Source organism: Bacillus spongiae (assembly GCF_037120725.1).
Taxonomy (GTDB): domain Bacteria; phylum Bacillota; class Bacilli; order Bacillales; family Bacillaceae_K; genus Bacillus_CI; species Bacillus_CI spongiae.
Genome location: NZ_JBBAXC010000001.1, coordinates 161,979 through 174,070 on the forward strand (window position 1 = coordinate 161,979; position 12,092 = coordinate 174,070).

10 protein-coding genes and 1 riboswitch are annotated in these 12,092 nt (G+C 36.0%); of the genes, 8 read left to right on the forward strand and 2 right to left on the reverse strand.

Features of this window, described 5'->3' with window-relative positions; all coding sequences use genetic code 11:
- Nucleotides 1-16: 16 nt before the first annotated feature.
- Both rsiV and WAK64_RS00725 read right to left on the reverse strand, forming a co-directional pair.
- Entirely contained in the window at nucleotides 17-868 is an 852-nt protein-coding gene (rsiV, locus tag WAK64_RS00720; protein WP_336585003.1) for an anti-sigma-V factor RsiV, read from the reverse strand.
- A gap of 1 nt (nucleotide 869) precedes the next feature.
- Nucleotides 870-1,373 (reverse strand): RNA polymerase sigma factor, encoded by a 504-nt coding sequence (locus tag WAK64_RS00725; RefSeq protein WP_336585004.1) that lies wholly within the window; start codon nucleotides 1,371-1,373, stop codon nucleotides 870-872.
- A 667-nt stretch (nucleotides 1,374-2,040) separates the two neighbouring features.
- Between WAK64_RS00725 and WAK64_RS00730 the strand changes: the two genes are divergently transcribed.
- The 8 genes from WAK64_RS00730 to uvrC all read left to right on the forward strand — a co-directional run bounded on the left by WAK64_RS00730 (nucleotide 2,041) and on the right by uvrC (nucleotide 11,742).
- On the forward strand, nucleotides 2,041-3,225 hold the full coding sequence (locus WAK64_RS00730; protein ID WP_336585005.1) for a hypothetical protein: 1,185 nt from the start codon (nucleotides 2,041-2,043) through the stop codon (nucleotides 3,223-3,225).
- Between the two features lie 116 nt (nucleotides 3,226-3,341).
- A complete protein-coding gene (locus tag WAK64_RS00735) occupies nucleotides 3,342-4,280 on the forward strand; it encodes a lysylphosphatidylglycerol synthase transmembrane domain-containing protein (protein ID WP_336585006.1) in 939 nt (312 codons plus the stop codon).
- Nucleotides 4,277-5,743: an alkaline phosphatase family protein gene (locus WAK64_RS00740; protein ID WP_336585007.1), complete on the forward strand. Its 1,467-nt coding sequence runs from the start codon at nucleotides 4,277-4,279 to the stop codon at nucleotides 5,741-5,743. Before WAK64_RS00735 ends, WAK64_RS00740 begins: the two co-directional genes overlap by 4 nt.
- On the forward strand, nucleotides 5,740-6,498 hold the full coding sequence (locus tag WAK64_RS00745) for a glycosyltransferase family 2 protein (RefSeq protein WP_336585008.1): 759 nt from the start codon (nucleotides 5,740-5,742) through the stop codon (nucleotides 6,496-6,498). Before WAK64_RS00740 ends, WAK64_RS00745 begins: the two co-directional genes overlap by 4 nt.
- A 47-nt stretch (nucleotides 6,499-6,545) precedes the next feature.
- Nucleotides 6,546-7,298 (forward strand): hypothetical protein, encoded by a 753-nt coding sequence (locus WAK64_RS00750; RefSeq protein WP_336585009.1) that lies wholly within the window; start codon nucleotides 6,546-6,548, stop codon nucleotides 7,296-7,298.
- A gap of 29 nt (nucleotides 7,299-7,327) precedes the next feature.
- Nucleotides 7,328-8,305 carry an FTR1 family iron permease gene (locus WAK64_RS00755; protein WP_336585010.1) on the forward strand — a complete coding sequence of 326 codons (978 nt, stop codon included), beginning with the start codon at nucleotides 7,328-7,330 and terminating at the stop codon, nucleotides 8,303-8,305.
- 231 nt (nucleotides 8,306-8,536) lie between these two features.
- The gene (locus tag WAK64_RS00760; RefSeq protein WP_336585011.1) at nucleotides 8,537-9,973 is read left to right on the forward strand and encodes a nucleoporin-interacting protein; all 1,437 of its coding nucleotides are present in this window, start codon (nucleotides 8,537-8,539) and stop codon (nucleotides 9,971-9,973) included.
- Nucleotides 9,970-11,742, forward strand: a complete 1,773-nt coding sequence (uvrC, locus tag WAK64_RS00765; protein ID WP_336585012.1) for an excinuclease ABC subunit UvrC — start codon at nucleotides 9,970-9,972, stop codon at nucleotides 11,740-11,742. The genes WAK64_RS00760 and uvrC overlap by 4 nt, the downstream gene beginning before the upstream one ends.
- Before the next feature lie 63 nt (nucleotides 11,743-11,805).
- Nucleotides 11,806-11,985, forward strand: a riboswitch (Lysine riboswitch).
- Nucleotides 11,986-12,092 lie beyond the last annotated feature (107 nt).

Sequence of the window (12,092 nt, forward strand, 5' to 3'; positions counted from 1 at the left end):
GTTTTTAACATGGTAATTATTTGATATATTCATGACTAACCAATAGGTCACTTATAACATCAGTGGGGATAATAAATTCAACTCTTCCCATAACGCCAGCTGCTACTTCGTATTTATTATAGGAAATAACTAATTTCCCTTCCGAATTAATATAAAAATTGTCAAGTTTTCTTATTGTTTCGATTGAATCTTCAGCATTAAAATAATAACTATGCTCAGACTCTTCTTCCTGCTGTTTCATTTGTTGTATAATATTTTGACTAATGACATCGATATAGCGATCATCTTTAAACAACATCGGTAAAGTAATGAGGAGTTTATTTTTTTTATCAATCGTATCGAATGACATTTCTTTATTAGATGAGCCTGCCTGTGTAAAACGGACAACTTCTCGACCAAGTGATAAAATCGTTTCATTATCTGTCTTAATTTCAAAATTACTATGGATAACAGAAAGGCTTGAGTTTATATCACCAATCGAGTTTATTAATTCATCGTATAGCTGCTTGCCTTCTTCTAGGTATTTTTGATTGAGTGTACTTTCTAACGATGGATCGTCAAGGTTTTGTATCGTTGGTACATCAATGTCAGCGTGATGACGTTCACCTTTAAATGTGAATTCACGGAAGGTAAGAACTTGGATGATATCACTGACGACGGGTATACCGGTCGTAGCCTTTGCAATAAATGGACTTGTATTAATAAAGGATACAAACATAACAGCAGCAGCTCCAAAGCCAATAAGCCAATTGTATCGAGCTACGTTTCGTTTCTTTTTCTTCAATGCCTTCTCTACAACAAATTCAAGCTCGTCTGGAATTGGGGTTTCTAAATATTCACGTTTTAATTGCTCCATTTTTTTGTCCATTTTATTTTCCCTCCTCCTCAGAATCCTCTATTCTACTGCGTAGATGTCCGATAACCCTATATAGTCTTGTCTTTACTGTGTTCACATTTAAATCTAAGGTTGCTGCGATTTCTGATAGTTTAAAATCTTTATAATATCTTAGGATAATGAGCACTCTGTCTTCCGTAGGTAAATCATGTAAAGCTCTATTTAGGTCAACGTCTTGATAAACATCATTTTCTCCAGAAGAAAGATAAGTTAACGTCTCTTCATCTGTTACTTGAAGTTTCTTCTTTTTACGAATAACATCAAGTGCTGTATTTGTAACAATGCGGTAAAACCATGTTTTTATCGCTTTGGCGTCTTTTAATGTATTTATTTTCATTAATGCTTTCTGGATAGACTCTTGCACGATATCCAGTGCATCATCCTTATTTTTTACATAACTAAATGCATACCTATATATATCTTCTTGGTTTTTAATAACAAAAGAAGTAAGTTGTTTCTTCAAGCTTTTCTCCCGCATACTCATGCCACCTTTATTGCAGTATTCCCTATAGTTACAAGACGTAGTAGTGGAGAAAAAAGTTTTGTGAAATTCATGGAAATTTTTTTTTAGATGACAGAATTGTCTACTGTTTGCCTCCCTCGACGCTTAAATGCTGATTATTCATGAATTTTGCCATAATTCCTATAGATACAAGACGTAGTAATGGAGAAAAAAGTATTGAGTAATTAAATAGAAGAGAGTCAGCAATTTGTCACCCTCAACGCTTAAATACTGATACTTTCTCTAACCACTAGAGCAAAAATTGATTTTCTACAGTTACAAGACGTAGTAGTAGAGAAAAAAGTTTTGAGAAATTAAATAAAAGATCGTCAGCAATTTGTCCCTTAACTCTAAAACATTAATTTTTCTTCGAAGCAATAATGCCGCATTTCCTATAGTTATAAGAAGTCGTATTGGGAAATACCAGTTAATGGTTGGAGAAAAGATTAATCTCCTCGTAACTTTATTAATAGAATCATTGAGTTCAGGCGGTTATAAATAAGGAAATAAATAAATGACGACTATGGTAAAATATTAAAAAAAATAGTAGTTGACGCTGATAATCATTCTCGATATAATACTATTTGTTAATGAAAATCATTATCAATCAACTTAGTTATATATTCTAGGAGGTACATAGAAAATGAAAAAGCGTCAATTAAAGCAAATATTTGCAAGCTTTTTAATATCAGGAGCTGTTCTTGCCGGATGTAGTTCGGATGATGAGCCTAAAGAAGTAGAAAACGAAATGGTAGAAAAAGAAGAAGAGAAAGAGATGGAAGAGACTCCTGAACTAAAAGCAGAAGCAGAAATAGCAGCTTTCACTTCAATGAAAGAAGAACTGAATAAAGCAAAAGAGAATCAAGAGGTAGATTGGAGCGTTGTTTCTACATCTTATGAAGAGCATTTAAAAGGAAGTATTGATAATGTTGATGGAGAGATTGGAACGGCGATTGAAGCAGCGATTGAAGGTGGAAGCACTGGAGATCTTGATGCCAATGTAGCTCGTCAACTAGTGGATAAATTAACACAATCTTATTTCTATAAAGTGCAAAAAGGGTTACAAAAAGAAGTTGCAGCAGAGTTAGAAGCAGGTAATAAAGAAAATGCAAACACATTATTTTCTGAAATAAGTGTAATTGCAGAGCAGATTTTTCTTCCGACAGCAGAAAAACGTGATGGCTATTATGAACTATCAGGTGAATTTTCTATGGTAGAAAACATTAATAATGGTTTAACTGTTCAACAAGAAGCAATTGATAATGAAAAAGCGGATGATTATAAGATTTACGCTCAACTAACAGATAAGTCAATCTATAAAAGCTATTATTTAGCTGCTAATTCCTATGCAGAAAAAATTGGAGCAGCAATTGAAGAAGGAAAAGAAGAAATTGAACTTCAAATCATGCAGGCAGAAGGATATGGATTCCTTCAGGCGATTGTTGGCTCACTTTCAGGTGGGGATGAAGAAGCTGCAACAAAATTAAATGAATTATTCTCACTTAGTACGGATGTTTCTACACTAGAAAATGCTGAAATTTCTAGTCTATTTGTAAATGCTATTGCTGGAAAAGCGAAAATTTACCATGAAAAAGTAGTTGAAGCACTTGAAGCAGGAGAAGAAACGGAAGCAAAAGTAGAAGCAATGGAAGGAAATATGTTCCTGAACATGCTACAAGTACAAATTACAGAACAGCTTGGAGAAGAGCAAACGGCAGAAGTAATGGGGCAAGCACAAAGCTGGTTTGACGCTGTAAATAGCGGTGATAAGGAAGCTGCGCAAAAGCATAGTGATGCGATTGTAACGGTGTTAGACCAACTTCAATAATAGAAGTCGTTTAGCATTATAATAAAAGAAGGAAGCTGCAATCTGTGGCTTCTTCTTTTTCTGTATTATGATAAAATGGAGTGCAGTCAAGATTTAGGAATAAAGTAGGCGAGGAAATGAAACATAAATTGAAGTGGATTAGGTGGGGGATTGGGGCTGTTTTAATTGTAATTTTTTTTCTATTGTTATGGAAGTTTGGAGAGAAAGAACTATGGAAAAATACGTTTCTGTTTCTCCTACAGCATCCTGTTCAACTTATTCTCGGTTTCTTTGTCTATTTTCTTTCTTTTGTCCTTAAGGCAATTGCATGGACATGGACTTTACAATCAAAAATATCCATAAAAACGGCCATTGTTGGTATATGGTATAGCTTATTTTTTAATCACCTCCTTCCGGTTAAAGGGGGAGAAGTAGCTCGAATTTATGTCGGGTACAATAGAAGACGGAAAGGATCGTTATCAGAAATTATTCAATCGGTTGCACTATTACGCTTATTTGATCTATTTTCGCTACTATGCCTATCCTTATTCTTTGGATTTGCGGTGATTTCAAAATTATCTTCATATTGGATTTTGGTTGTAGTGGGGGGAATATTGGTAGTTCTTGTGTCATTACCATTAATGCTTAAATGGCCTTCTGTTTTTCAGCGACAGTGGCTCATTTTTAGACAGTTATTTTTTAGAAGGCAAATTATTTTTGTATTTGCTTTAGTTTTTACAAGCTGGATATTAGAAGGAAGTATTTTATTTTCTGTCATGTATGCCATCATGCCAGACTTTACTTTTTGGAATGCTGTCGTCACGAATAGTGTGACGGTTCTGGGACAAATATTTCAAATAACCCCAGGTGGAATTGCCAATTATGAAACCGTCATGAGTGTAACACTGCGTACATATGGAATCTTATTTGAAATCGGGTTGTTCGCTGCGATTATTACGCATGGAATGAAGTTTTTATTTTCCTACTTAGTTGGAGGAATTGCATGGTATCTCGACCCGATTTCATATAAACAAATTAAATCTTTTTCATTGACAGACGAGGAGAGAAACGGATGAAAAGTGCTTCAAAATTTGAAAAAGTGGCAGCTAGGTGCTGGAATTTATTAAACGAAGGGAAACCATTTACGCCCATTTTTGTTGTTGGGACGATGATGATGTATCTCTTAGTTCAAGGTGAAATCGGAACTAATTGGGCGCCAATGCTCCAAAGTTTTTTCATTGTTCTACCATTTTTTGTTTTGTATTACCATTATGATTTCCCGCTTTTTTTACGTAATTATTTATGGATACCGCTCTTAGTATTTTTAGTTGCTGGAGGAGAATTCTTCATTGGGATAAGTGTGTTCGCAATCGCGTTGTATTTTTTCTTTACCGTCTTTTTTTGGGGTACATTTTATTACCATTTGCGAATTGGAACCTCATGGTTGAATTTCACTCGTTTTTGGAAGCTCGTAATGAAAAATAGTGACTCTACAAGTGGAAATGCTCAAGAACAGCTACCCAAAATACTATTACTACTAAATATGTGGCTGTTAACATTCAATGGAATGAAAGGTATAACTACTCATTCGTTTTATTGGTACTTAGGCTTTTTTGCTTCAGTGTGGCTTTTTTCCTTTGTTCTTCATCGCTATTTGTTTGATTGGAAACCAAAGTATTATGAAGAGAAAGCGAGTGTCCCTCAAGATCTAGAAGAATATGAAGTAGAGAGTGATCGTGTTATTGTTATCGTCATCGATGGAATGAGAAAAGAGCGGTTTCAAGAAGCAAACACCCCCTTTCTTGATTCATTAAAAGCAAATGGAACTGAATACACGAATATGGAAACGGTTTATCCTGCTCGTACAGTAGTGTGTTTTAGTTCAATGTTTACAGGAACCTACCCTTTTGAGCACGGCATCCAATCTAATATGGTGTGGCGCTTAGGGATAAAAGTAGAGAGTATTTTTGATTCTTTGCGAAAGATAGGGAAAAAGGGAAAATTGCTAGGTATTGCTCATTTAGTGGATAGTATGGGAGATGATGTCGAGACAGTGACGGCTGTCATGAAAAATGATGTTGCCGATACGAATATTATGAAACGAGCAAAGCACATTATGAAGGAACAGGATCCGGATTTGTTTATCGTTCAACTAATTGGAACTGACCAAACAGGTCATAGTAGAGGGGTTTTATATGATGAATACTTACAAAAAATCTCTGAAGCTGATGCCCTAGTTGAAGATTTTGTTAACTGGCTTCAAAAAGAAGGGAAGATGAACAATACGACTTTAATGATTTGTGCTGATCATGGTCAAGCTGATGGAATAGGTGGTCACGGACATTTAGATGAGGGAGAACGTTTTGTTCCATTTTTTATGCACGGCCCTACGATTCGTCCTAATCAGAAAATTGAGGATAAACATAGTCTAGTGTCACTTGCTTCGACTATTGCAACAATGCTTGGAGCGCCATTCCCAAGCCATGCGAGAGGACCAGTCTTAAAGGATGCATTTAAACGAAAGGAAAAATCATCATGAACAAACAAACAGTGATTGTATTTATGCCAGCATTTAATGAAGAAGAATCTATCGGGACTGTGATTGAAAACGTAAAGCGAGATATCTCCCCATTTCTTGATGTAAAGATACTTGTCATTAATGACGGATCGACAGATAATACCGTCCAAGTAGCCGAAGAGGCGGGAGCGGATTATATTATTCACCTTGAAGAGAACAGAGGTCTTGGCACTGCCGTTCGAACAGGACTGTCTCAATCTTTAAAGCTTGGGGCAGATATTTCAGTTATGATTGATGCTGATGGTGAGTACCCTGCTGAGCAAATTTCTGAGCTCATAGATCCCATCTTAAAAGGTGAAGCAGATTATGTAATGGGATCCCGTTTTATGGGCACGATTAATGGAATGCAAATTCATCGTCGGATAGGAAACTATTGTTTTACACTTCTGCAGTCAGTGTTGCTACGGAGATGGATTTATGATGGACAGTCAGGAATGCGTGCATTTTCAAAACAGGTTACGGAAAACGCAGAAATTATTCATGATTATAATTATGCTCAAGTGCTTACTTTAAATATTGTACGTAAAGGATTTCGAATGAAGGAAATTCCGATAAATTATCGAGTGCGCACAACGGGAACATCATTTATTAAATTTAAAGACTATATGAAAAATGTGTTACCTGCGATATATAAAGAAATATCGCGTCCTGTTGAAAAAGTGACAGTCAATAAAAATGCTCATGTTACAGCAAAAATTTCGCCTGTAGAGCATTGACAACATCAATGATAATCATTATCATTGAGAGTGTGGGAGGATAACAGATGAAGAAGTTACTTTTTTTTAGCCTAACAGTGATATTAATTCTCAATTACATACTTTTACCTAGTCAGGTCTCAGCTTATTCCTATGGAGACCCTGGGGAAGAACAAATTGCAGAAGCGTATAAAGAACTAGAAAATCATTTAGAGCAAGACGATTGGGAGAAAGCTAAAGCAGTCTATTCCTCCTATGAAAAGGATTTTAACCTTTATTTTACGAAAACGCAGCCGGATATTGATATGGCATTTGAAACAAATGATAAGCAGCTCCTTCTTCGAAGCTGGCAAGCCGCATTACGCTTAAATATTGAAAGGCGACTTCATTTTGCCGAAGACCAATTCGAGGACTATGGTCAAGCGAAGTTATTACTTGCCAAAGCAAGAGGTACATTTTCGGTATTAGAATCGTTAGTAATCGAAAAGGTCGGTCAAGAGAAGACGGATGAAATATATGTTGCTTTCGATGAATCATTAAAAGCTTTAGGAAACCCGGGATTGTTTGGAATCGGAAGTAAAGGAAATGACAAGGAAACATTCTTGAACAATGTAACCTATATTGAGACAGAGCTACGCCCATTATTTCCAATCGTAGCAGAACTCGATGAAGGAGAAAGCCACTTAACAGAAGAAAATTTGGACTTAAAGACCGGCGCAGACGAAATAGGTAGCTCATCTTTCTGGTTATGGTTCTCTGTAGGTCTTATAGTTTTACTAGGTATTTTGATCATAATAAATAAAAGAAAAGGGAAGAACTAACTTCTCGGTGAATGAAGGGGGATTTCACCATGGATTTTCAGGCATTTTTAATAACACTCCGTGAAGCTTTGGAAGCAGTTTTAATTGTAGGGCTCATATTATCGTATTTAACAAGGCTTAACGCAAAGAAATATCGAAAATGGGTTTTTGTCGGGGTACTATTAGCACTCATCACTTCATTTTTATTGGCACTCTTATTCCAAGTAGTGTTTACCGGATTTGCAAGCTTTGGATCAGAAGTTTACTTAAAGGTGACCATTATGTTTGCTTCTGTCTTTTTATTAAGCCATATGGTGTTTTGGATGAAAAAGCAATCAAAAGGTGTTAACACGGAAATGGAGAAGAAAATCAATGCTGCTTTATCGGCTGGTAGCATATCTGCAATGATTATTCATTCCTATTTAATTGTTGTGCGTGAAGGAGTCGAGACCGTATTCTTCTTTGCTGCAATTAGTAATGGAGACGTGACAAAAGTTTTCACAAGTTTTGGTGCATTAAGCGGGCTATTGCTAGCACTTGTCATAGGCTATCTATTTTTCTCTGGAACAATGAAGATTTCGTTAAAAGCATTTTTCAATGTAACGGGTGTACTTGTTTTATTCATTGCTGCAGGTTTGTTAGTACAAGGAATCGGTGTGCTACAAGATATTGGTCAAATGGGCTCTTTATACACAACAGCTGAAGGAAAGCCGGCTGAAGTTTATAATATTATTGAAATAATGCCTGAACATTACCAAGATGAATATCACTATCAACGCGATACAGGAAATGATGTATTAATTAACGGACAGGTAGGCCTTTTCTTTGCAGCAATGTTTGGCTATAGTCATAATCCATCATTAGAACAAATTTTAGCTTACTGGTCATACTTCCTCTTTGCGTTCTTGTGGGTGTACTTTATTAACTCGGGTAGACTGAAGGGACTATTTTCTAAATCAGTACCTGTTGCTACGTCAGCGAACCAGCAACGAAATACGATAAATGACGGAGCAATTAAAAACAATTAAATCTTAATGATGGAATCCATTTAGACCCTTTTAGTGAAAGACTCGTGAATGCGAGTCTTTTTTTGAAGAAAAGAAAGGTGCGGGGAGAGAATATATTTATTAGCTTATTTTCAATACAGCTTCTTGTGTTTCCTATTTCTCATACGGAGAGAAGCAAGTAAATACGGCGCTAATCAAGCCGCCTGCGCCTTTGGGACTATAATAGAAATGTAAATGAAAAAGGATGCTTTTATGAAAACAAAAGGATTAATCGGTGTATTAGTTATTTATTGGATAATGCGCTTAAGCTTATTATCACCATTGCCTGCAACTTGGGATGAGGTTGATTTTGTCCTAGGAGTTGTTGAGTATGATCTCTTAAAAATGCAGCCACACTTTCCAGGATATCCTTTTTTCATTTTAGGTGGAATGGTGATGTCCTATATTATAGAGTCACCGGAATGGGCTCTTCTTTTATTTATACAAATTCTTTGTATCAGTACGATTGTTCCACAGTATAAAATGGCTTCATTATTTTTATCTAAAGAAAAAAGCTGGCTCCTTACAGTAGCAGTACAAACTTTAGCTTACCCAACATTGATGATGAGCTTACCGATGAGTGAAGGTGCTGCCATAAGTATTCTGTGGTGGTATATTTGGTTCCTTTTTAAAGCACTTGAGGAGAACAACCGCCAGGCAGTTGTTTGGTCCATTGTCCTTTATAGTATTCTCCTTGGTACTCGTTTATCCTACATACCGTTTGGGATAGGATTAATTTATTTGTTTTACCGACGTTATATAGAGAATAAGTCTATTTCAGAATTAGCTTTTTACGGACTAATAGCATGTATTTCTCAACTTGTTTGGGTAACGGCTCTGATTGCAAATGTGGGGAGTATTAAAAGCTTCTTGGATGTTGCTACTGGTTTTACGAGTGGTCACTTTCAAGACTGGGGCGGTGCTGTAAGTGCAGATACGAATATAGTCATTCGATTTCTCTGGTATGTATTTCATAATATCATTTGGAATGGATTATTTTCTACCTCGCTAATACTAGCTGGAGTTTCACTTGTGGCGTTCATTTTTGTAAGAAAAAGAAAACCGTTTTTGATTGGACCAGCAGTACTTCTTTTCGTGGCATTGTATAGTTGCTATTTTCTCTGGGGGTTTTTTGCGCAAAACATTGATAAACCACGCCACATTCTCCCGCTCATAGTCTTGGGGGTATTCGGACTTCATGTATTATTATTAAAGTTTGGAACGAAAAGAATGACTACGATCCTAGTCTTTCAATTAGTTTTACAAGGTATAATAGGTATAGGACAGTTGGTGGAAAATAAGAATTCCAAACCGGCAGTCTATCAGGTTGCTAATACGCTTGAGAAGAAAGATGTTCCGACTTTGTTGTATACTTGGGAAGAAACAAGGGTTTTTGAGTATATAGATGTAACCTTTGAGCATAAAAGAGTATTTACGTACTCTCAATTTTTACAAGATAGTAAAAGATACCCTAATCACGATATTTATGTAACAAATGCAGTAATAAATGGATTTGAACAGCAAGGTGTGACTCAATTAGATCTTCAGTTTGAGCGTATCGAACATTTTTCTTCCTTTTCTTTACGAGACCCTATCTATTCTGAAATTACGCTATATCAGTTGAAGGAGAAAAGAGGTGACGATAGTTGAATGACCTATTACAACACAAGCTTACATTATTGCCAGACCAACCTGGCTGTTATTTAATGAAAGACCGTCAAGGTACGATTATCTATGTAGGAAAGGCAAAAGTCTTGAGAAACCGTGTTCGCTCCTACTTTACAGGATCGCATGACGGAAAAACGCAGAGACTAGTGGGAGAAATTGAGGATTTTGAATATATTGTTACTTCCTCTAACATTGAAGCATTAATTCTTGAGCTGAATCTAATAAAAAAACATGACCCTAAATACAACGTTATGTTAAAGGATGATAAAAGCTATCCTTTTATTAAACTAACAGCAGAACGTCATCCTCGTCTAATTATTACAAGAAAGGTGAAAAAAGATAAAGGGAAATATTTCGGCCCTTATCCGAACGTAGGAGCGGCAAATGAGACGAAAAAATTATTAGACCGCATTTATCCATTACGAAAATGTAGCACCTTGCCTGATCGGGTATGTTTGTATTACCACTTGGGACAATGTTTAGCTCCGTGTGTAAAGGAAGTTGAAGAAGAGACGTATCGTAAAATGAAAGAGGATATTACAAAGTTTCTCAATGGGGGCTTTAAAGAGATAAAAAAAGAATTAACAGAAAAAATGGAGGAAGCAGCTGTAAATCTTGAGTTTGAACGAGCGACAGAATACCGTGACAAAATTATTCATATCGAAGCCACGATGGAAAAGCAGAAAATGACCATGACGGATTTTACAGATCGAGATATTTTTGGTTATGCGGTTGATAAAGGCTGGATGTGTGTGCAAGTATTCTTTGTGCGTCAAGGTAAAATGATTGAACGAGATGTATCAACTTTTCCTATTTATGATGAACCTAGAGAAGAGTTCTTAACCTTTCTTGGGCAGTTTTATCAAAAATCGAGTCATCTTAAGCCGAAGGAGATTTTTTTACCTGAACGTATAGATGGAGAGATGGTGCAAAAACTACTGAACGTTAAAATTATTCAACCAAAAATAGGAAAAAAGAAAGAATTAGTTAAGCTTGCAGAGAAAAATGCTTCCATTGCCTTAAATGAGAAATTTGCCTTAATAGAACGAGATGAAGAAAGAACTATTAAAGCGGTAGAAAACTTAGGAAAAGCGATGAATATATACCCTCCACTTAGAATTGAAGCTTTTGATAATTCTAATATTCAAGGAACGAATGCGGTCTCAGCACTCGTTGTCTTTATTGATGGAAAGCCGGCTAAAAATGAATATCGTAAATACAAGTTAGGTACCGTAACAGGGCCTGATGATTACGAATCAATGAGAGAGGTTGTTCGGAGACGATATACTAGAGTCCTTAGAGAAAATTTGCCGCTGCCTGATTTAATTATTATTGATGGAGGAAAAGGGCAAATCGAAGCTGCTAGAGAGATATTAGAAGATGAATTAAACCTTGATATTCCACTAGCTGGACTTGCTAAAGATGATAAACATAAAACATCACAATTACTTTATGGAAATCCATTGTGTGAGGTTCCGCTGAAAAGAACCTCACAAGAATTTTATTTATTACAAAGAATTCAAGACGAAGTTCATCGGTTTGCGATTACATTCCATCGTCAGCAACGAGGAAAATCATTGTTCCAGTCAGTATTAGATGATATTTCAGGAATTGGACCGAAACGAAAAAAGCAGCTCCTTCGTCACTTCGGCTCACTGAAAAAAATGAAGGGGGCTACCATTGAGGAATTAATTGAAGCTGGCATTCCAAAAAATGTAGCTAAAACAATAATTGAAAAATTGAACGAATAGCATTGTTCACGTTCACAATCTATGCTATAATTACCACAACTTTATATCATTATCACTTTTACAAGTGGTGATAGAGGTGCGAACTTTAAGAGTAGAAGTCTAGAAGAGGTAGAGCTCTAATGAAAGGCTTTGAAAGGGAAGCGTCGCCGAAGTTGAGTAAGTCTCTATACTTATTTGACTGGTTCTGTATTGAATAAATCCAGAATTGTCAGGATGTAATCATCTTGGAGAGCTATCTCACATCGTATAAACGGTGTTTTATCTTCGTCTATACAAGCAATGAGATATGCTATCTCATTGCTTTTTTATTTTTTTCAGCTCTAATGACCAAGATGTTTATGTTGATTTTT